At 47.3% G+C, this 19,708-nt stretch carries 21 protein-coding genes; 11 read left to right on the plus strand and 10 right to left on the minus strand.

What is annotated here, in order from left to right; translation table 11 throughout:
• Positions 1 to 22: 22 nt before the first annotated feature.
• The 4 genes from asd (at position 23) to ACI49J_RS08100 (ending at position 3,714) form a co-directional block, all read left to right on the plus strand.
• Positions 23 to 1,096, plus strand: coding sequence for an aspartate-semialdehyde dehydrogenase (gene asd / locus ACI49J_RS08085; protein ID WP_240255008.1), 1,074 nt, complete (start codon positions 23 to 25; stop codon positions 1,094 to 1,096).
• 34 nt (positions 1,097 to 1,130) lie between these two features.
• Positions 1,131 to 1,916 (plus strand): hypothetical protein, encoded by a 786-nt coding sequence (locus ACI49J_RS08090; protein ID WP_342780967.1) that lies wholly within the window; start codon positions 1,131 to 1,133, stop codon positions 1,914 to 1,916.
• 54 nt (positions 1,917 to 1,970) lie between these two features.
• Complete coding sequence (locus ACI49J_RS08095) at positions 1,971 to 3,320, plus strand: hypothetical protein (RefSeq protein WP_240255004.1); 1,350 nt, start codon at positions 1,971 to 1,973, stop codon at positions 3,318 to 3,320.
• An 88-nt stretch (positions 3,321 to 3,408) separates the two neighbouring features.
• Positions 3,409 to 3,714 (plus strand): hypothetical protein, encoded by a 306-nt coding sequence (locus ACI49J_RS08100; protein ID WP_240255098.1) that lies wholly within the window; start codon positions 3,409 to 3,411, stop codon positions 3,712 to 3,714.
• A 98-nt stretch (positions 3,715 to 3,812) separates the two neighbouring features.
• On the opposite strand, the gene ACI49J_RS08105 is transcribed toward ACI49J_RS08100, so the two are convergent.
• Positions 3,813 to 7,031 carry a protease pro-enzyme activation domain-containing protein gene (locus tag ACI49J_RS08105; protein WP_240255002.1) on the minus strand — a complete coding sequence of 1,073 codons (3,219 nt, stop codon included), beginning with the start codon at positions 7,029 to 7,031 and terminating at the stop codon, positions 3,813 to 3,815.
• 132 nt (positions 7,032 to 7,163) lie between these two features.
• On the opposite strand from ACI49J_RS08105, the gene ACI49J_RS08110 reads away from it, so the two are divergent.
• Together ACI49J_RS08110 and ACI49J_RS08115 are read left to right on the plus strand one after the other, a co-directional pair.
• On the plus strand, positions 7,164 to 7,676 hold the full coding sequence (locus tag ACI49J_RS08110) for a class I SAM-dependent methyltransferase (protein ID WP_240255000.1): 513 nt from the start codon (positions 7,164 to 7,166) through the stop codon (positions 7,674 to 7,676).
• Between the two features lie 85 nt (positions 7,677 to 7,761).
• Complete coding sequence (locus ACI49J_RS08115; protein WP_240254998.1) at positions 7,762 to 8,997, plus strand: NADP-dependent isocitrate dehydrogenase; 1,236 nt, start codon at positions 7,762 to 7,764, stop codon at positions 8,995 to 8,997.
• Here the strand turns inward: ACI49J_RS08115 and ACI49J_RS08120 are convergent.
• Together ACI49J_RS08120 and ACI49J_RS08125 are read right to left on the minus strand one after the other, a co-directional pair.
• Positions 8,994 to 9,332, minus strand: coding sequence for a hypothetical protein (locus ACI49J_RS08120; protein WP_240254996.1), 339 nt, complete (start codon positions 9,330 to 9,332; stop codon positions 8,994 to 8,996). The genes ACI49J_RS08115 and ACI49J_RS08120 overlap by 4 nt on opposite strands.
• Entirely contained in the window at positions 9,295 to 10,479 is a 1,185-nt protein-coding gene (locus tag ACI49J_RS08125; protein WP_240254994.1) for a Cdc6/Cdc18 family protein, read from the minus strand. The genes ACI49J_RS08120 and ACI49J_RS08125 overlap by 38 nt, the downstream gene beginning before the upstream one ends.
• Positions 10,480 to 10,962: 483 nt before the next feature.
• Between ACI49J_RS08125 and ACI49J_RS08130 the strand changes: the two genes are divergently transcribed.
• On the plus strand, positions 10,963 to 11,253 hold the full coding sequence (locus tag ACI49J_RS08130; RefSeq protein ID WP_240254992.1) for a 4a-hydroxytetrahydrobiopterin dehydratase: 291 nt from the start codon (positions 10,963 to 10,965) through the stop codon (positions 11,251 to 11,253).
• A gap of 62 nt (positions 11,254 to 11,315) precedes the next feature.
• On the opposite strand, the gene ACI49J_RS08135 is transcribed toward ACI49J_RS08130, so the two are convergent.
• The 3 genes from ACI49J_RS08135 to ACI49J_RS08145 are packed head-to-tail and all read right to left on the minus strand — an operon-like array spanning position 11,316 to position 12,749.
• Positions 11,316 to 12,122 (minus strand): gamma-glutamylcyclotransferase, encoded by an 807-nt coding sequence (locus ACI49J_RS08135; protein ID WP_240254990.1) that lies wholly within the window; start codon positions 12,120 to 12,122, stop codon positions 11,316 to 11,318.
• 2 nt (positions 12,123 to 12,124) lie between these two features.
• Complete coding sequence (locus tag ACI49J_RS08140) at positions 12,125 to 12,400, minus strand: hypothetical protein (RefSeq protein ID WP_240254988.1); 276 nt, start codon at positions 12,398 to 12,400, stop codon at positions 12,125 to 12,127.
• Complete coding sequence (locus ACI49J_RS08145) at positions 12,384 to 12,749, minus strand: NfeD family protein (protein ID WP_240254986.1); 366 nt, start codon at positions 12,747 to 12,749, stop codon at positions 12,384 to 12,386. The genes ACI49J_RS08140 and ACI49J_RS08145 overlap by 17 nt, the downstream gene beginning before the upstream one ends.
• A gap of 32 nt (positions 12,750 to 12,781) precedes the next feature.
• Between ACI49J_RS08145 and ACI49J_RS08150 the strand changes: the two genes are divergently transcribed.
• From ACI49J_RS08150 to ACI49J_RS08165, 4 genes are read left to right on the plus strand one after another with little or no spacing between them, the layout of a single operon-like run.
• Positions 12,782 to 14,074, plus strand: a complete 1,293-nt coding sequence (locus ACI49J_RS08150; RefSeq protein WP_240254984.1) for a thermopsin family protease — start codon at positions 12,782 to 12,784, stop codon at positions 14,072 to 14,074.
• 54 nt (positions 14,075 to 14,128) lie between these two features.
• Complete coding sequence (locus ACI49J_RS08155) at positions 14,129 to 14,941, plus strand: slipin family protein (RefSeq protein WP_240254982.1); 813 nt, start codon at positions 14,129 to 14,131, stop codon at positions 14,939 to 14,941.
• Positions 14,938 to 15,681, plus strand: coding sequence for a cobalt-precorrin-4/precorrin-4 C(11)-methyltransferase (locus ACI49J_RS08160; RefSeq protein ID WP_240254980.1), 744 nt, complete (start codon positions 14,938 to 14,940; stop codon positions 15,679 to 15,681). The genes ACI49J_RS08155 and ACI49J_RS08160 overlap by 4 nt, the downstream gene beginning before the upstream one ends.
• A complete protein-coding gene (locus tag ACI49J_RS08165) occupies positions 15,678 to 16,196 on the plus strand; it encodes an SAM-dependent methyltransferase (RefSeq protein ID WP_240254979.1) in 519 nt (172 codons plus the stop codon). Before ACI49J_RS08160 ends, ACI49J_RS08165 begins: the two co-directional genes overlap by 4 nt.
• A 192-nt stretch (positions 16,197 to 16,388) precedes the next feature.
• Here the strand turns inward: ACI49J_RS08165 and ACI49J_RS08170 are convergent, their stop codons facing one another.
• From ACI49J_RS08170 to ACI49J_RS08185, 4 genes are read right to left on the minus strand one after another with little or no spacing between them, the layout of a single operon-like run.
• Positions 16,389 to 17,279, minus strand: a complete 891-nt coding sequence (locus ACI49J_RS08170) for a RimK family alpha-L-glutamate ligase (RefSeq protein WP_275691962.1) — start codon at positions 17,277 to 17,279, stop codon at positions 16,389 to 16,391.
• A 24-nt stretch (positions 17,280 to 17,303) separates the two neighbouring features.
• Positions 17,304 to 18,152, minus strand: coding sequence for a hexaprenyl pyrophosphate synthase (gene gdS-2 / locus ACI49J_RS08175; protein WP_240254978.1), 849 nt, complete (start codon positions 18,150 to 18,152; stop codon positions 17,304 to 17,306).
• Between the two features lie 6 nt (positions 18,153 to 18,158).
• Positions 18,159 to 18,929, minus strand: coding sequence for a hypothetical protein (locus ACI49J_RS08180; protein WP_240254976.1), 771 nt, complete (start codon positions 18,927 to 18,929; stop codon positions 18,159 to 18,161).
• A complete protein-coding gene (locus tag ACI49J_RS08185; protein ID WP_240254974.1) occupies positions 18,899 to 19,708 on the minus strand; it encodes an S-methyl-5'-thioadenosine phosphorylase in 810 nt (269 codons plus the stop codon). Before ACI49J_RS08185 ends, ACI49J_RS08180 begins: the two co-directional genes overlap by 31 nt.

A 19,708-nucleotide genomic window follows, 5' to 3' on the forward strand; every position in this document is an offset into this window, starting at 1 on the left:
TGCAGAATAGTTAGTGATACTTATGAGGAGAACGCTAAAGGCCGCAATTCTCGGGGCCACGGGTCTGGTTGGAATAGAATACGTGAGAATGTTAGCTGATCATCCCTACATAAAGCCAACATATCTTGCAGGAAAGGGTTCTGTGGGAAAGCCCTATGGCGAAATAGTTAGATGGCAAACAGTTGGGAACGTACCCAAAGAAATAGCCAATCAAGAGGTAAAGCCAACGGATCCGAAGCTAATGGATGATGTTGATATAGTTTTCTCCCCATTACCGCAGGGCGCAGCAGGACCTGTCGAGGAGCAATTCGCAAAGCTAGGCTTCAACGTGATCAGCAATTCGCCGGATCACAGGTTTGACATGGATGTTCCCATGATAATACCGGAGGTCAATCCGCATACTGTGACCTTGATCGACGAACAAAGGAAGAGGAGAGACTGGAAGGGATTCATAGTTACCACTCCCTTATGCACGGCCCAGGGAGCTGCAATACCCCTAACGCCCATTTACCAGAACTTCAAGATGAGTGGTGTGATGATAACCACAATGCAATCCCTGTCGGGTGCTGGCTATCCAGGAATCGCCTCCCTAGATATTGTGGACAACGCTCTCCCCCTAGGAGATGGGTACGATGCCAAGACCGTGAAGGAGATAACAAGAATACTATCAGAAGTTAAAAGGAACGTTCAGGAGCCCGGCGTCAACGAAATAACCCTCGATGCTACTACTCATAGGATTGCAACAATTCACGGACACTACGAGGTAGCATACGTGACCTTTAAGGAGGACACAGACGTTAGAAAGGTAATGGACTCGATGGAGTCCTTCAAGGGAGAACCCCAGGACTTAAAGTTGCCAACGGCACCAGAGAAGCCAATCCTAGTTACGACACAGGACGCTAGACCACAGGTATTCTTCGATAGGTGGGCTGGAAATCCGCCGGGAATGAGCATTGTGGTAGGAAGGCTAAAGCAGGTTAACCCAAGGACTATAAGGTTCGTTTCGCTAATTCATAACACAGTTAGGGGAGCAGCTGGAGGCGGTGTGCTGACCGCTGAGCTCTTAGTGGAAAAGGGCTACATAGACAAGAGATAAAGCTCTACTTTTTAATCCATGCGTTCTTTTTCTCTTGATAATCTTGGATTTTATCGAGCTTGCGGTTAGAGCTGGAATAGAGAAGGATAAGGCAGTATATGTGTACAGAAGACTTAACGGCGGTTACTATATGAAAATCTACTACTCCAAGTCTCCCATACTCTTTAACTTAATGAACTGGCCTAACCTCTATTTAAGAAGAAAGTTTTACCCAAAATTGGCTGAACCTGGCTACAGCGAAGCTGTACAACTCCTGGTCGGCCTAGATGTAATATCCATCATTGGAATGTCGTCCGTGATCTTGAACAGGCCTCTTCCCTTGGAATTAACTAGAGAGGATATAGAGGAGGCATTCTCAGCAATTAAAGATGACGCAATGGCGAATTCAATTTACCCTTTCCCTGAAGAAGGAGAAATTAAAATAACTCAGGATTTCTTCCCCTTCATCACTGACCTTGTTAGGAAGAGAAAAGAGGACGACTCTAAGAACATCATTGAGGTTCTGAACGACATAGCATACGAGAGTGAGGCCTTAGAGGAGGTAAAGAAGAAGTATCCATGGGCCAAAACTGTTAACCGGGAGGATTCGCTCAAGGCCCTGGGTTTGGCGGGGAAATTGGAAGAATTCCTTAAGGCTGAGGAGTCGAGGTTGGTCATATTAATGGGGCAGAGGAACCTTCACATAGACAGGCTCCTAGTGGAAAAGGGGATTGCTGGAACTGTGAAATTACTAGGGCACCTTGAGGAACTGGATCCCGATTTCGTGGAAAGCATCGAGAAGGTAAAGAAAATGGTGCTTGAGGTCTCCAACTACGTTTAGGTGTTAATCATAAGCTTAAAGAGTTATAGTTGCGAGTTACTTTAAAGTTCCCACATGAAGACTGTTCAAGTCGCGCTAGTGGTGGATCCCAACGGTTCTCCGCTCTCTCCCGAGAAACAGTTGGCTGTGGCTCTCTCTAAGGCCCTCTCCAAGAGGACTAGAGTTAACTCCATTACCCTGATAGGCTGGCCCATTCTCTTAATGAGAATGGAGGATTCAGGCGGTTATCTTCTCTTTGACGAAACTGGAAGGATAGATACCATGTTTAATAGGACAGTTCTGGGAGACTACGAGCATTATCTTAATTCCTTTTCAAAGATAACCTCCGCGGATGAATTTGTGAACCTAGTTAGAAAGATTCCCTGGACTGAACCCAGGGGAAAGGAGAGCGTTAGGCTTAAGGGAGTAATAAGTGACGACATTACCACTCTTTTAAAGAACCCCTCAATGTCTTTGCCGGTATATATCCTTGAGAGAAAGATTACTGAGGATGTTGCTTCCTTAGAGGTTGAAGAGTGGAAAAGACTTCAGGACATTGTAAACTCTGAGCTAAACAAGATCGATGAATACGTTAAGAGCTTCCTCGCAATATCGGATACTTTCATAGGGAGGATAGCAGAGGAGAGGCGGAGAATAGAGTCCCTATACGACCAGGAAATAGAGAAAACTAGGGCAGAGTTGGAACAACTCTTGAAGCAAAGGAAACCGATTGCCTATGAGGAAGTTAAAAAGAAGGTATCAGAATTCGCCCCTAAGCTCTCGGAGATCTATGGCGTTATAGCCAAGACCCGATTGGACGTAGAGGGTGGATCTGTGTCCCAGAAACAGATTTCCTCCCTTGAGTCTGTAAAGGATAAGCTAATGAAAGACCTTGAGGCTCAGGTGAATCAGGCCCTCGAACCATACAGGGCCGAGATAAGAGTTTACAGGGAGAAGATAGACTCACTTGTCGCAAAGAAGAACCAAGAACTTGCCCAGGTAGATAGCAAATTGGAGGCCTCTAGAAATATCGTGAATGAGGTTAAATCTGCGCTGGAGAGCGTAAAGGAGTTAAAGAAGAGAGAGCTTAATGAATTATCTTCCCTGGCCAGAAGAACCATCTACATTGACGAGAAACTTGAGGTAATGCTTCCTTTCCTTGTGGTTAAAGATGAATACGGCTTCACCCAGGTTATTTCTCCGCTCATGTATAGGGGGAGGAATAGGTCTTTGCTCGGGTTTGGTAGCAAGTTGGATAATATGTACTCTGTCATTGATGAGGAGAAGATAACCTCCTTTTCGATTCCCAGCGTGGACCTACGGGACAATGTGAGGGGGCTTAGGCAAGAGATAGAAAAAGGGATAGACTGGTTAGACGAGGAGGGCTGGAAGGTTAGGAAATTGTTTGAGGACTTCTATTTCTAGCCCGATCGAACCAGGGACATTTTTATTCCCGTGCTACGTATTGAATACCGTGGATGCAAAAACTAGAGGAAAAACAAGAAAGATAAGAATGACCGAAAGCATTTCAGCCTTCAAGGAAGAGTTAAGGGCCATAACCTTTGAACCCATTTACGGAGACTCTGTAAAGGACATAATAACGAGGTTGACCACGAAGATCCAGGAGCTTTCAGAGAAGTATGATTACGTGATCGAGTTTCCCAAGAAGGCTGACGTTGAGACGGATGGTAATATATATTATTTCACCTACAATCTGAGGGTTAGAACCAAGGCGGGAGTAAAAAGAATTCAGGTAAGGGTCCAATACATAATGTATGACCAAGAAGGATGGGTTGGAATGATTACCGAGATCTCTTGAAATCTAAAACTAGGTTTTGCTTGGCTAGTGGTTCTCTACTGGTTCGTGATGGTGTGGTAAACAGTTTTCTGAATTCCTGGAAAGGCTTCCTGGACACACTATTTTCTCCTCCATACATACACGGCTAGAATGAGACCGAACGTGAGGATTACCAACGCTACGATGACTGTTCCATTTTGAGCAGATGTCGATGTGACATTTTTAGTAACTGTGGAGGGGATTACGACACCATGATGACCCACGCTAGTGGTCAGAATCTGAACTGGAGTTATTGCAGTGTTATTGAGGAGGGTACTGTTGGTTAGCGTGTAATGGAAGACCTGGCTATTTATCAAGCTTACTGTTGCATTCACGGCAGTTAGATTGTAGATAACTGAGTTTACTAGGGTTGCGTTATGGTTGATTATGGTGGCGTTAAGTATGTAAAGGTTGTACCCAGAGGTCCCATTAAAGGTCGGTGTTAGAACATAGGGTAGGAGAACGAAGTCAGTGTAAGGTTGAGGTATTACCGAAAGAGTGTTGTAGTCCAGTGATGACTTAAGGGCAGTGGGATAGCCGTCATAGGTTACCCCATCAATATATATTTGCCAAGAACCTGCTAGCCCATAGGGTGAAAGACCCAACCCGTTGGAGCTTCCACCTGAGGGAAGGTTGAAGTAGCCAATCCACGAACCGTTCCTGTACTCCAGGGGAACTGCGTTGGAGATCGCAAGTGTATCGAAGGAGTCCTGAAGATATGAGGGAATAACAATGGCTGTAAAGGTGCCATACTTCACGGGAGTTCCATTGGGATAGGTTATTGAGGCGTTTATAACCAGCGTGGAGTTCTGGAGCATGGTCTCCTGTAGACCGCTCAGGGTAACCTGCACAGGTGAAGGGGAAACGTAAATTTGCGTCACGCCAATCCCAGACGCTGTGTAATTGCTGAAGTTGTAACTGGCATACGCCACGACGTTATAGTACCCCGAGGGTATTCCCTTGGGCAGGGAGAGCTCCTGAACGTAGAACTGTCCCAATGAGGTCTCTACGGAGTTAATAGTTGTGTTAAAATAGGACACCCCATCCTTAACGAAACTCACCGTTATATTGGGCGAACCTAGGGTCTCCGCGAACACAGCAAGTGTAAAGTTCTCACCAGGGGCAACTACCAGTGGCTCTGTGGCTATCCCAGGAACTATGTAGGGGACAACGTAAATTCCTGCAACTATCTCGTCGAACCCATACGTACCTGGGACCTTAACGAGGTATATCCCGCTCACCATGGAGGAATTCAATGGGAAGGTTCCAAACACGTAATCGGACGCGTTAGTTATGGTAATCCCGTACTGGCTAAAATTGAGGACAAGAGGATGGCTAAGCTGTATCGTGGAAATTAGTTTCTCCTGTCCTGTCTCTGGGTTATAGCTATATAGACTTGCAGAGAATTGGGACTTGGGATATGCAGTAGTCCCGTTGGGATATGTCAAGTGAACCAGGACTGGCAAGTTTCCGGGACTCGGGTAAAGCGCTACCTGTGGAAGGAGGTACTGAGCCTGTAGACCTACGGTGAAATAGGAACCTGACACTAGGTTGCCCTGTGTCACTATTACTTCCTGGACTCCCGATCCTGTAGCCTGGAAGTGACCAACCCAGTAAGTCCCGTTGTACGTGAGGGGAACTTGTCCCACGATTGCAGATCCATTATAGATTTGAGCAACCGGTTGAGGTGATGGGGGTGCCTTCACCACAACATTAACCTCTTGATCATCTAGGTAGGTGGTGTTCTGGACCGCCACGGATATCCCATTCCCGGGTTCGATCATAGACACGAAGTAACCTGCGTTTATGTAACCTAGCCCAGTAACAGGGTTAGGAGTTCCATTCACGATGTAGGGGGTGTTATACCCGTATTCAACTGGAGATATGGCCTTCGTACCATTTAGTGAGTAGATCAGTGGGTTTATGAAGCCAAGTTTGCCGTGAACTTGAACAGCCAGAGCTAGAATTCCAGCTACTAGAGGTGAGGCAACTGAGGTCCCCCCTACCAGTTCAGAGATATTGTAATAGTACGTGACCGGAACTCCCGTATATGGGTTGGCGTCAGCTGCCACGTCTGGTACCATCCTAAAACCGTGAGTGCCCTGATACCATGGACTGGGGAATATGACACTATATCCACCAGTGGACGCCCCAAACAAACTTTCGCCACTCCATGCAGTCTGCGTGACGCTTCCGTTAGAGTAGTAGACCGATGTCCCCCCAACAGCGAGCACATAGGGGTCAGAGGCTGGGAGTACCAGGTTACCAAGGGGAGAAAGGTAGAAGTTATACCCGTTTCCACCTGCGTCACCGCTACTAGCCACGAACGTGATTCCCTCAACTTCGCCCAACCAATACTCGTAAGTGAGGGATTGTGCCATGGAGAGGGGTATCAGTCCCAGGGCCACGTACAACTCAGGGATCCCAAAGCTCTGTGAGACCACCGACACCTGGTCCTGTTGGTCTATGTAAGCAATCACCTGAGGGAGGGAGGCGTTGGGGTTAGCCACGTACAGTATTATCCCAGCGCCTGGGGCTAGCACGTGGGCGTATTCCACGTCAAGTGAAATCTCAAGTGCCCATCCGCTGGAGATGCCGTCATTGGGGTTGTAGGCCCCTATACTCTCCACCTTAAAGAATGGAGGATTACTTATGTTATAGTTAGAGTCAAACTCCTGCAGTTGTTGCTGAATGTAGGGATCCCCATAGAAGTCCACTATCCCAATGGTTACGTTAGTCCCGTTTATTCCCTTGTGAAGGAGGGGGGTTACATTGTAGGCGTCCCGGAGTTGCGATGGGGTTACCTGGGAGAACGCGACCGCCTGGGTCACGTTGATGAGAGTGCTTGGCCTCTGAAGGAGTGAGGTCGTCACGTTGGTTGAGAACACCAATGCGTTGGAAACCAGGGGAGAGTTTGCCCCAACGTACTGATAAAAGGTTAGGTTGTGAAACTTTTCGACGTAAAAGGACCCACCTAGCGCCTTCTCAAACTGAGAAACTGTGCCCGTTGCGGTGATAACGTTCAGCGACACGCTGGTGGCGATCCCGTACCCGTGTAGGTAGTTCACGAGCTGTTGTATTTTCTCGGTTGGAACGAACAGAGACTCAACCTGATCCTTGTTGAGTACCTTGTGTTCCTGAACGTATAACTGGAGTAACGCCAAGTTCTGCGGTTTCTCCACTATCGATACCGTGACCAGTTGAGAGGGAGGAAGAGTTGACACCTGATCCTGTCCCAGGTGAAACAGCGGTATTCCCTGGCTTAAGATAAGTGCTATGAGCAGAAGTTCCTTAATCATAGGTTCCCCATGAACGTGTAATATCAAAAACTTTTTCGTGACAGTTTTTGATTTTAGGTTCTGCCCTACCTCGATACTCTTTTAATATTTATCTTTAAATATTAACATTTCCTCTTAACGTAGGATCGTAATATGCCAACTTACTACCCAGTAAGGAGGATGGGCATTACCCTGGACGAACAGAACTTCATTCTAAGGAGACTGGCACAGCTCAAGGTGGAAGGGGAAGTGCTTGACGTGGGGTGCGGTAACTCTCTCATTCCCATTCAGCTATCCAAGGCGTGGAACAGAAAGATAGTCGCCCTTGATATATGGGACGAATTCCCCCTCGAGACAGCAATCAAAAACGCTAAGGAGGAGGGGGCTAATGTGGAGTTCCTAAAGATAGAGAGGCCGACCCTTAAGTTACCGTTTACGGACTCTTCCTTTTCCTTTGTCTACTCGGTGATGTTCGTTTATAACCTTAGGAAACATGAGAGGGAGGCCCTCTTTACCGAGATTAGGAGGGTGTTAAGGGACGGGGGAATGTTCCTTCTCGTGGATCCGGTTATAGTGAGGAGGGAAAGAATGGAGCTAAAGGGCTTTAAGGAGGTCTCCTATAGGGAGGAGAACGCACTCTTTTACTATCTAGCTAGAAAGGAGTAACGAGTTTTAACTCCCCGGTTAATATCTAGTTGTCAACCCCATTATCATCCAAAAAGTTAAAAGTTGTTCGAACTACCTAATTTTCATGTCGCATGTCCCGGACGATGGTGAAAAAATCTCGTTTCAAAACGGGAGATGGATAGTTCCCAACAAGCCTGTCATTCTCTACATCGAGGGGGACGGTATAGGACCAGAGATCGTGGCCTCTGCGAGACAAGTCGTAGACAAGGCTGTGGAAAAGGCCTATGGCTCCAAGAGGGAGATCAAGTGGGTTGAGGTACTAGCTGGCGATAAGGCCTTCGCGAAGACAGGGGATAGGTTTCCCAAGGAGACCCAGGAAATGCTCTTGAACTATAGGGTCGTAGTTAAGGGCCCACTGGAAACTCCCATTGGAAAGGGATGGAAATCCGTGAACGTGGCCATCAGGCTCATGCTTGACCTTTACGCTAACATCAGGCCTGTGAAATATATAGATGGACTCGAGTCTCCTCTAAAGGAACCGAACAAGGTGGACATGATCATTTTCAGGGAAAACACAGACGACCTATACAGGGGTATAGAGTACACATACGACAGCGAGGAGGCTAAGAAGATAAGGTCATTCCTTAGGAACGAGTTACATGTTGATGTTGAGGACGATACCGGAATTGGTATCAAGGTAATAAGCAGGTTCAAGACCGAGAGGATCACGAGGATGGCCATGAATTACGCCATTGAACACGGAAGGAGAAAGTTAACCATAATGCACAAGGGGAACGTGCTCAAGTACACTGAGGGAGCATTTAGGGATTGGGCCTACGACCTCATCAAGAGGGAGTTCAGGGAAAAGGTAGTGACAGAGGAGGAGATCACAAAGGAGTACAACGGTAAAGCTCCTGAGGGGAAGATAGTGGTGAATGACAGGATAGCTGACAACATGTTCCAACAGATTATCACGAGACCAGATGAGTACGACGTCATTCTAGCTCCCAACCTTAATGGAGATTACATATCCGACGCAGCCGGAGCTCTCATAGGAAACATTGGAATGCTTGGTGGGGCCAACATAGGCGACTCGGGTGGCATGTTTGAGGCAATACACGGAACCGCACCCAAGTATGCTGGAAAGAACGTGGCAAATCCCACGGGGATAATTAAGGGATGCGAACTTATGTTAAGGTTCATGGGGTGGAACGAGGCTGCAGATCTAGTGGAGAAGTCCATATTGAGAGCGGTCTCCACCAAGAGGGTTACTCAGGATCTAGCTAGGTTTATGGGAGTTAAGGCCTTGAGCACCACTGAGTTCACAAAGGAACTTGTCAATATCATGGATACTCTCTAATCTATGCCTAGGGCTAGAGAGATTCTGTCCAACACTTTTCTTATTCTTCTCTCCTCCTCCTTGAGCATTGAAAGCTCCCGCTTGAGCTCGGAGGCCCTCTCCACCTGTTCCTTGATCTTGGTAGCCTCCCTTCCCAAATACCTGCTCTTTAGTTTCCCTTCCTCCCAGTACCTAAGGTAGTAATATACATTTCCATTGATGATCTTGGATTCCAGATGACCATTCGGTAGTGCGCTCAATTCCGCCTCTATGTTTTTCCTCCGTTCCTCCAGTTGCAGTAGTCTATCCTCAAGTTCCTTAACTCGTTTCCACATCGGACCCTTCGTCGTATTCATAACCCATCTCTTCCGCTAGGTTCTCGTCAAGTGCTTTCATTATCTTTTCCTTGTCATGAACCTCCACGTACTTCCTTATTCCCCCTGCCCTTCCTCTATTCATGATCTTTATCTTCACTATTCCAAACATATCAAGCTCCGACACAATGTCCGAGAACCTCCTGTAGGATAGGGGCTTCTGCTTGAGCTTGTCGCAATACTTGGAGTAAACCTTATGCGCCGTGACCACATCCTCCGTCGTAACTATGGCCCTTAATGCGAGCTTGTAGTGGAAGGGGAGCGACTTGACGGCCTCAAACAACCTCTCCTGCTCATACTCTACGATGGCCTTATCCACATGCTCCTTCTTGATGAAACCTATCCCTGAGGCCAATTGGGCCGATCTGAAGAGAAGATTGACCGCCTTTCTCGCGTCACCGTGTTCCCTCGCTGATATTGCAGCAATATAGGAAAGTATCTCGTCATTGAAAGTTCCATCAATCAAACCGTACTCGGCATACTTCGCGAGGATCTCCTTTAGCTGGACAGCGTCATAGGGCTTGAAAATAACCGATGGACCTAGCGACGATAAAACCCTGGGCTCCATGTAATCCCTGACGTTAATATCGTTACTGATCATGATTACCGATACGTCTGCGTCCGCCCTCAACAGCTGATAGAGCACGATGTCTCCTCCCCTTCTTTTCACGAGGGTATCAACTTCGTCGAGGTAGATGATGGCCTTCTTTCCCCTTAGGACACTCTTTATCTTGTCAATGTACTCGCCCAGATTAACTCCATGTCTTGGAACGAGGCTATTTGTGAGCTTTTCAGCTATCACTGAGAGGACAGCTTGAGGGGTTCCCCCAACCTCTCTCGAGTTCAGGTAAACCTGTTTTACCCCACTGTAATCTGGATCCTCCTTCTTGACCTCCTCAATCTCGTTATAAATGTACTTAACCACAAAGGTTTTCCCGGTCCCCGTTAAACCCAGAAATAGATTCGAAAACTTAACGTCGTTCTTCACGAAGTACCTAACCGCTATCGCGGCTTCCCTAATTATGTCTTCCCTGAAAGGGATATCCGTGAAGACAGATAGGGGGTCAATGAAGACCTTCGGGTTCTTAATTACTTCACCCTTACCCCCCTTTAAAGCCTCTCTAATCACGGAGTTTCCTAAGTTTCCATAGTTAAATTGAGTTTCATTTTGCAGTATAGTATTATCGCGTTTTAGTGTTACGACGTTATTACCATGGAAAACGGGGATGAACGGATTACAGTATATATGCAGTGTTTCCATTACCCACTTACCCTAAGCGTAATTTTAACGGGCAGAGAGACTGCGAGTGTGCAGAGTTTCCTCCGTTTATCTTAATTACCCCTCCCGACCTGTTTTAGATGTTAATTAGCCAAACAGTAGTAGTAGATGAATAACAACTTTCTCTTGGGAAACATTGCATTTTCACAGTGTCAGTCATACATTCAAATAATACCATTTTCGATGGTATTATCCTTGAACATATAGAAAACTATCGTTCAGTTAATAACTCACCTGTGGAAATTTAGGGAATATCTAGGAGCGAAACATTGCATCTATACTGTAATTCCGTTCAATATTAAGACATAAGAACTCCTGGTGCTATAGACGGATATGCCTAGACTCTCTGCCCAAGAAATAGATCAGGCCCTCAAGGGCTTGCGTAACTGGAGATTTGAGAATGGAGAATTGGTCAAGGAATTTAAGTTCGCTGACTTTGATTCATCCATCAGGTTCTTGAACATGGTTCAGCCGGTTGCTGACTCCCTCGATCATCACCCTGACCTTTGCGTGTATTATAACAGGGTAATAGTTCACCTCACTACCCATGACGAAGGTGGGGTCACAGATTTGGATCTAAAACTAGCTCAGAAATTGGATGAGCTAGAGAAGATGATCCATTAACCGGGGGGTTAAAGCCCTCAGTACTTAAAGGACTCGTCACCAATCGGCCTGGGAAGTAATCATCATAGGCCTGTGCTAACACAGCCCGACTTCCATCTTCTGCTTAGGCCTTTCAAAATGATATTTTTATACTCTTCTGTGGGATTTCCATCTCCCCTGTCTTGATCAGACACATATGCTACAGCAAAGTATTCCCTTTCCTGCTCATCCACCACCTTCAAAGTTCTCCTCACGTATTTTATGAGATGGCCCTCCGCCTTATCCAGCGTGTTAAGGTAATCCTCTAGAAGCGTGTAAACATAACCGCACACTTTCCCATCTGGATCCTCCCTAAGATTGGCGCATAGGCCGTACTTACACGGTACGTTGAATACCATCCTATAACCCTTGAGTATCCCATTAACTTCCCTAAGTATCTCCTTAACTCCCCTCTCACTTAACACGTCATAGTTGGTGTTCTCAGCGTATGCAAATAGATTCGTTATGACCGGCATCCCTATCCAGCGGGAGTAATCCCCCGATGGAATGAGTTCCCTATCCTTGATACTTTGATTATACCTGTAAATGTATACCCCATCTAGTCTGTGGAGTCTCTTCTCGTCAAAGTAAACTGTTGTCGTTTCCCTAATGTATAGGTCGTCCTCCTCTCCCTTGTAGTCCTCAACTTGGTCCAGAACATTAAGCGTGGCCTTATCGATCTCGTAAACTTCACCCCATATTCTGCCTTCGCCCTTCACAACACCCGGGTAACCACCCAGATCATACATGTCGTAATTCTCGGCGTAGCCAAGGCCAACAAACCTAGCTTTCCTCAGGTAATGATGAAGTTCAAACCCATACCTTAGGCTCCCGTAGGCCATGATGTACATGTTCATCCCTCAAGGAATTGGAACCAGAGTTCCAACTCATCTAGCTTGATCTCCCTTAAAACCTCACCATTTTCCTTTACCTCTCCCCCAAGTATCTCGTATCCGTCCTCCACTTTCCTCAGCCTAATCTCCATCGTCCTCACAATGTCAGCGTTTTCACCAGAGGCCTCCTCCACGGAAGGGGGATAATAAACTAGATGGGCCTCTCCATCGCTCTCCACCATCTTGTACTTTCCAGAGTCCTCTAGCCTCCTCACCGTTTCAAACGACAGTTTCATTGATATTCTTCTTGACTAGAAGCTTTAAATCCCTCATGTCCTCTACAACCACAGTTTCATCCTTCTTAATGTCCTCGAGTGCTACTGCCTCCCAGTATTCACCCTCAACGAGGACATAACCCACCTTCCCCTTGGGAATGTCTTCCATTGCCTTTCCTATCTTACCCTTGTATGTGTAAAGGTTCCTCTTTCTCGTCTTCGCAATCACGTAGACTATCCTGTAGGAGAGGAACCCTATGATAGCCAAGGAGGGGACAACCACGATAGGATCGTAGATGTACCCTGTGAGAATCAACGCTATAATTAGAACAAGGATAATTATAACCGGAATTACATAAGCATGTGCCACAAAAATTTTATTGATGTCGGGCATTATAAAACATGTTCATGTATTACGTTTCCATGACTATTTTACTGCTTCTAGCTCTCTCATTGCTGGCACCCCTTGGACTCGTGACTACAGCACAGGCAGGAATCTCTTTTCCCGTGGGAATCAGCTTCTTCTCACTGTTCTCCACCTATTACACGCCGTACGTAATGGGAGTCATGAACCTTTCATCCCTTCAAATTGGGAGGTCCTACATATCCGGTCAGCCCTTTGAGTACGGAAATGCATCCCTCCAGCTCAACGCCATGTTGAACGGTACCTACTGGGCCCAGGACGTGATGCTTTTCCACGAAATCAATAACAGGACCTTCCAGGTTTACATGGTGATTAACTTCTGGAACCTCACAGGTACCTTCGTCTCCCTGGTTCAAAACACGACCACCTTTGACGGCCTTGGGGTTTACTGTTATCAAGGACCAACGTTTAACGTCACTTTACCAGTCTCCCTATCCCTATTCATGAACTCCTCCCAGCATCTTCAGTTCGGATACTCAGTTAACGGGGTAAAGAGGGTGTACCTGACCTTACCCTTCCAAGGCCTGTTCAAGTTAGGTGGCCTCTCCGTGAATGGACTTCCCAACGATCTCGAGATGGTATGGGGTGGTCCAGGTGGCGGAAGCGTTGTAGACATGACAGCCCAGGGATCTGAGGAGCTCTACTTCCTTCAGGGTAATAATTTGACCATAGTTCCCTCTGCGCTGTCCGTGGGTCTAGATACTGCAGAGTCTGCTTACGGTGTCGCCTCGTTCACCAACCTGGAAAACATCCAGAAACCTTTCGCTGACATTAACCGGGGAGTTAATACCCCATCAGTTCTTTGGCCCGTTCCTCCAAAGATTAACGTTACACAGGTGAACAATACCGTACACGTGAAGCTATACTATGGAAATTACACCTTCTCGGGGCAGGAGGTTGAGGTAAAGGTGTTGAAGGGTCTGAACTTGGTCACCTTAAGTCAAGGTACAACCAACACGTCTGGGGAGGTCACCTTCACCAACGTTACCCAATCATTTTACGAGGTTTATTTTCCGGGAAATTACTCCCTCTCGCAGTCTTATGCCCTTTCATCCCCTCAATTAAACCACTTAATAGGCGTGACAACGACCACTTTCGACTCCCTGGTTCATTTCCTTGAGACTTACAACTTTAAGAAGGCTCTAAGTTCGGACTTCAATCACGTCAAGTATCACGGAGAAACCTCAGTAAACTATCTCTTGCTAGAGGTGATAGGCGGACTTACCGCGGGAATTCTGATATCCGCGTTCCTGGTTAGGAAGTACACTTAATCGTAGAAAAAATGTGGAACCAATGTTTTTAACTTTGTAACACCCATTTATCACATGTCTCTAATAGCAGACGCAGTTGGAATAGTCTTTCTCTTGATTATTATTCTGATCTTCGTGGCTCTCTCCTTTAGGATAGTTAGGGAATGGGAAAGGGCAGTTGTCCTTAGGCTAGGTAGAATACTGGCTATGAAGGGGCCCGGGATAATTTTCCTGATACCCTTCGTGGATAAGCCATTGGTCGTGGATCTTAGGGTTAGAACGGTTGATATTCCACCACAGACTACGATTACGCGGGATAACGTTACCGTATCCATAGATGCAGTGGTTTACTACAAAGTTGTGGACCCCATGAAGGCCGTCTCCATGGTTGCCAACTACAACATGGCAGTCCTAAACATTTCACAGACCTCCCTGAGGGATATAATAGGTCAGATGGAGTTGGATGAGGTCCTGAGCAAGAGGGAAGAAATAAACAAAAAGTTACAAGAAATATTGGATTCCTACACCGAGGCGTGGGGAGTCAAGGTCACAGCAGTCACCGTGAGGGACATAAAGCTGTCCCCAGACCTATTAACGGCGATTGCCAAGCAGGCTGAGGCAGAGAGGTTAAGGAGGGCCAAGGTCATTCTCAGTGAGGGTGAGAGACAGGCCTCCACAATATTGGCAGAGGCCTCCAAGTCCTACCAGACTAATCCCATGGCCCTTCAGCTGAGGTTCCTGGAAACCCTGTCAGATATATCTCAGAGGGGAGGACTTATCGTGGTCGTTCCAGCAGAGAAGGAGATATATCCAACTCTCTCGACTTCGCTTGCCCTAGTAAACAGCCTTAAAAAAATGGAGAGCGGTACCAGTAAGGGAGGAAGTTGACTAGCGTCACGATCTTGGGAGTAGGCCCTGGCGACCCAGAACTACTCACCCTCAAGGCATTGAACAGGTTGAGGGAATGTAACATTATTTTTTACACAGGTTCCCTAATTAGCGACGACGTGAAGAAGCTTTTTCAGGGTAAGACAACTTACGATACAGCTACCATGACCATGGAGGAGATAGTCAGGAAGGTGAAGGAGGAAGTTGAACAGGGTAAGAAGGTGTGCATAGCCCACGATGGCGATCCCTCAATTTATGGAGCCATCAGTGAGGAGATCTCCTTTCTGGAGAGGGAGGGAATAGACGCTGAGATAATCCCTGGGATAAGCTCCTTCCAACTCTCTGCATCCCTCCTCGGGATAGAACTGACGTGTCCTGGAGGTCCTCAGTCAATCATAATCACGCGATTGCCGTACAGAACGTCGTACGAGAGGCGGATGGTCCTGGACAGGAACTCGACCGTGGTCATATTCCTGTCAATTCACTTGATAAACCTAGTTCAGGAGGAGCTACTCAAGGTGTTTCCTCCTGACCAACCAGTTGCAGTGGTATATAGGGCAGGTTGGAGAGACCAGTTAATTCTTCGTGGTAAACTTGAGGAGCTAGAACGAATGGTCAAGGAGAGTAAGATAACGAAGACTGCCCTAATCGTGGTGAGCGAATGCCTTAGGTTCCGTGGGGACAGGAGAAGCAACCTCTACTCCCCAGACTTTATTCATTCATATAGGGGATCGAAATGAACCTTTACGGAGTTGGAGTGGGTCCTGGCGACCCGGAACTGCTCACCCTTAAGGCCCTCAGGCTGATCAGGGAGGCAGACCTGGTGGTAATTCCCACTTCCTCAAGGAGGTTCACCCTGAACGCTGTTTTACCACACGTACAGGGAAAGGACGTATTACAGTTTCCTCTACCCGTTAGGAAGGACAGGTCCGCCTACCAGAGCTTGCTGGATCAGATCAAGTCCTACAATAACGTGGTATACGTGACCTTAGGGGATCCGGCCTTCTACAGCTCCCTGTATAGGCTTGGCCAGTTCACCGAGATAAGTGATGTGGTACCTGGAATAACTTCGTTTTCGTGGTGTTCTGCCCTTCACAGAGTCCCTATTGCGCTCGGCAAGGAGAAGGTCTTAATATCACCCGAGCCAGTAAGCGAGTTCAAGGCAGACACACTAGTGCTCATGAAGGGCGAGGCAAACTCACCCATAAGGTGCGGAAACGGTTACTTCACAGTCTCTATAAAAAGGTTAAGCTAGTGCGGACATTGTCACGTATTCATCCAGGTCAAGTGTTGACCTATAATATCTAACGTACATCATTCCAAACTCCTCCAATTGTCTATACCTCCACTAGCAATAAAAGGGTTTGCAAGGGGGACCTATAGACAATAATCTATACAGGATCAGGGCGAGAGCTCAACATCACGGTTCAGGCGGTTTTGCTTCTCCTCATTTCCTGATCTTTTCAAGGAGAAGGTTCACAATGTATTTTGCGGGATTAAGGGAGGTTGCAGTCTGAAACCCCTTCCACATGGGGGCTCCATTAACCTCTAACACCTTATAACCTCCCTCCAGATCCTCCACTATATCCACACCCGAGTAATCTAGTCCCAATGCCTTAGTGGCCTTTACGCTGATTTCCTCAATCTCCTTGAGATCTGCTGAGGATATTGCCTGCACCAGCGCGCCCTGTGCTACGTTAGTTTTCCAGTTTTCTTGGGATATTCTGTAGATGCTCCCCAACAGCCTATCACCGACCACGAAGGCCCTGATGTCCCTATTGGGCTTTTTCACGTATTTTTGAACGTAAACCGGCTGGTTTACTGACAGGATAGACTTAGCTACCCTGAAGGCTATATCAGGGTCTGATACCTTCACGGATCCTAAACCCAGGCTCCCCACAAGGGGCTTTATCACGACCTCTCCCCATTCCTCCACAAGCCTCATGACCTCAAAGGGATCCTCAACTAGAGCCGTGTAGGGAACGGGAATTCCAGCCTTGTGGAGCCTTGAGATGCTCGCGTACTTGTCCCTCGCCAGCAACATCGACCCCACGTTATTCATAGTGACAACCCCACGGCTCTCTATTTCCCTGAGCACGTCCACTCTCCTTATCATCTGCTCTATGGTTGTGAGGAATCCCAGGTTCCTGATAAGCGCCCCATCTATTTCCAGTTTCTTTCCGGCGTAGGATATTCCGAGGTCTTCACCTATGGACGAGTTTATCCTGGAAACCCTAATGTAGTAGGCCGTATGACCCCTCGCCTTTATTTCCAGTAGCAGTTGCTTGGAGGCCTCAGTGACCTTCTGTGATTCATGAACTACCGCTATCTTTGCCAAATTTCTCTCCTGAAGGGGGTAATCCTAAAATATTTTATTCTTTATTCCGGCTTCCCCCATGAGACCAAAGGCCAAAAAGTCAGGGAGAGCAACAAGCTGGTCTAGGTAATCAGGCTTAACTGGAAGCGATCTTAGGAGAGTCTCGTAATGTTCCTTGTACTCCCTATACTTCATCCTAACGAATGACTCGAACTTCCCCGAGGTCAAGGAAAATAGTTGCCTCGCGCTCCCCACTAGCTTGTCCTTGTCCTGCGTAACGCAATCCACGTAATCGTCTATTAGCTGATATATTACACCAAGATCCTTACCAGCCTCCATGAGAGTGTCAAGGAACTCGCTCCTTCCCGAGGAAAAGGAGGAGAGCATTGTTGGAAGTTTAAATAGGGAGGCAGTCTTGAGTTCAATGGTCCTCACGTAGTCCTCGTCTTTCCCGTACATATCCTTAAGGGCTCCCACTGCAGTGTCTTTCCACAGATCCACGCTGATCCTCAGGGCCTTATCCCCGTAGCTCGAGATTATGCTTAGGGCCGTGGGAATGAGGTAATTGGACACGAATATCACCTTCCTGTTCGTGTAGACTGCCCAAGCAGCTTTCATTCCTCTCCTTATTTCGTCATAGTCCACTATGTCATCCAGGGCCAGGGAGGCTGAGTGGAGAATTTCAGTGGCGAGGGCACCAGGATAAGCATCCTTCTCCTCCCCTCCCAGGGCTCCGTTGAAGAGAAACATGAGAGTGCCCCTGAATCTCTTACCGTCCCTCATGATGTATTTCGACATCTCCATGGTTTCCCATTCCTTTGACTCGTCGAGGAACTTCTCCACAAGCTCGTCAATGACTGCCCTGCTCCTAAACCAGAATTCCATCAGGTCCAATCTTGATCAGCTTCCTTTAGTTCTAATCTTAAAAATGTAAGACATTATACTTAAATATATGGGAGCCGTTAGCGGGTCAGTGTCAAGGAGGACCTCCTTCACCCTCTTGCCTTGATTTCTCAACTCATACGCCACTCTTTTCCCGATCAAGGAGTCAACACCAGTATATAGTACGTTAGAGTCGGAAAAGTCCTTTTCGTAAAATGGTTTTACTTTCTTTCCCAGGTTTTGTTTGAGCAGGGTTATGGAAGGTAGGAGCACAGGAGAGATAACTAGATCTAGGGAGGGATCCACATCCTGGAGCTTGCTAGATATCCAATCCTTCAGGTCAGACGTATCAAGCTCCTCTGAAATATGCTTAGATCTAGGCGAAGAAAACTTGGTTAGCCAGGATAAGGTTGATAGGGCCAGGTTGATCTCACATAGATCCCCCTCGAATACCTGAGTCCTTAAGGGAAACTTCTTGCCCCCACAAGTCAGGAGAGTTCCCCTGATCCCGAGAGTCTTAACTACATTCTCCAAGTCCTTCAGCTCAGCCTCGTCGTTCACGAAGAACACGACCTCGCTGTTCTCAGTGTAGGGAGAGTCAAGGAAGGTGAAGTCGTATACCCCCAGGAGCTTCACAGGTTCGCCTGAGAGTGCTACGTATCCCCTGGCCAGGGTGAACGCTGGGAGCTCCATCCCATATCCGTAAACTATCGTGGAGAAGGCAGGCAAGGAGATCTTGGGGGGCCTAAGAAGGCCTATCACACCAAAGCTGTCTTCAGGGAGTGACAACAGGAACACTCTCTCTCGTCAGGCTTCTCAGGAAGCGACCTTATCACTTCCCTTAGTAGGGCCTTCGCCTTAGCCGTGTTCTCCGACATTACCTTGGTAACCTCCTCGGCTGTTACAGGAACCTCCGCGAACACGTCGTAATCCGTGATCATTGCTATTGTGGAGTAACACATCTCTGCCTCACAAGCTAGATTAACTTCAGGGACAAGGGTCATACCAATAATGTCTGCCTTGAAAACATCCTTCCAGACCACGCTTTCGGCCCTCGTTGAGAATCTAGGTCCCTCTATGCAGATGTAAGTTCCCTTGGGATGTGTTGTTATATTCAGTCTCTTGGCGCTCTCTATAATCACTTTCCTAAGGGAGTTGCAGAACGGCTCTGCCATGGATACGTGGGCCACAACTGGACCGTCATAGAAGGTGTATTCCCTTCTCTTGGTCATATCGATGAACTGATCCGGTATGACGAATTCGCCTGGCTTATATCCCAGGTTAAGGCTCCCCACCGCTGAGACTGAAATTACCCATTTTACCCCTAGTTCCTTCAACGCCCATATATTTGCCCTGTAGTTAATCTTGTGCGGAGGAATCCTGTGCCTTCTCCCATGCCTTGGGAGGAACGCGACTACCTTGCCCTCCAGTTCCCCCAACGTGATTAAATCGCTGGGTTCCCCATACGGCGTGTGAACCTTGATCTCCTTCGTGTTTGAGAAGATCTCGGGATCGTATAGACCTGACCCTCCTATTACTGCAATCTGTGCCCTATTTTCCGAGCTCAT

It is taken from the genome of Metallosphaera sp. D4-4, from assembly GCF_046245145.1.
Taxonomy (GTDB): domain Archaea; phylum Thermoproteota; class Thermoprotei_A; order Sulfolobales; family Sulfolobaceae; genus Metallosphaera; species Metallosphaera sedula.

What these genes read in the sequence shown, in the direction of transcription:
- asd (WP_240255008.1), top strand. Translation starts at nt 23, where the DNA reads ATGAGGAGAACGCTAAAGGCCGCAATTCTCGGGGCCACGGGTCTGGTT.
- ACI49J_RS08095 (WP_240255004.1), top strand. Translation starts at nt 1,971, where the DNA reads ATGAAGACTGTTCAAGTCGCGCTAGTGGTGGATCCCAACGGTTCTCCG.
- ACI49J_RS08100 (WP_240255098.1), top strand. Translation starts at nt 3,409, where the DNA reads ATGACCGAAAGCATTTCAGCCTTCAAGGAAGAGTTAAGGGCCATAACC.
- ACI49J_RS08105 (WP_240255002.1), bottom strand. Translation starts at nt 7,031, where the DNA reads ATGATTAAGGAACTTCTGCTCATAGCACTTATCTTAAGCCAGGGAATA.
- ACI49J_RS08110 (WP_240255000.1), top strand. Translation starts at nt 7,164, where the DNA reads ATGCCAACTTACTACCCAGTAAGGAGGATGGGCATTACCCTGGACGAA.
- ACI49J_RS08115 (WP_240254998.1), top strand. Translation starts at nt 7,762, where the DNA reads ATGTCGCATGTCCCGGACGATGGTGAAAAAATCTCGTTTCAAAACGGG.
- ACI49J_RS08120 (WP_240254996.1), bottom strand. Translation starts at nt 9,332, where the DNA reads ATGAATACGACGAAGGGTCCGATGTGGAAACGAGTTAAGGAACTTGAG.
- ACI49J_RS08130 (WP_240254992.1), top strand. Translation starts at nt 10,963, where the DNA reads ATGCCTAGACTCTCTGCCCAAGAAATAGATCAGGCCCTCAAGGGCTTG.
- ACI49J_RS08135 (WP_240254990.1), bottom strand. Translation starts at nt 12,122, where the DNA reads ATGTACATCATGGCCTACGGGAGCCTAAGGTATGGGTTTGAACTTCAT.
- ACI49J_RS08140 (WP_240254988.1), bottom strand. Translation starts at nt 12,400, where the DNA reads ATGAAACTGTCGTTTGAAACGGTGAGGAGGCTAGAGGACTCTGGAAAG.
- ACI49J_RS08150 (WP_240254984.1), top strand. Translation starts at nt 12,782, where the DNA reads ATGTTCATGTATTACGTTTCCATGACTATTTTACTGCTTCTAGCTCTC.
- ACI49J_RS08155 (WP_240254982.1), top strand. Translation starts at nt 14,129, where the DNA reads ATGTCTCTAATAGCAGACGCAGTTGGAATAGTCTTTCTCTTGATTATT.
- ACI49J_RS08165 (WP_240254979.1), top strand. Translation starts at nt 15,678, where the DNA reads ATGAACCTTTACGGAGTTGGAGTGGGTCCTGGCGACCCGGAACTGCTC.
- ACI49J_RS08185 (WP_240254974.1), bottom strand. Translation starts at nt 19,708, where the DNA reads ATGAGCTCGGAAAATAGGGCACAGATTGCAGTAATAGGAGGGTCAGGT.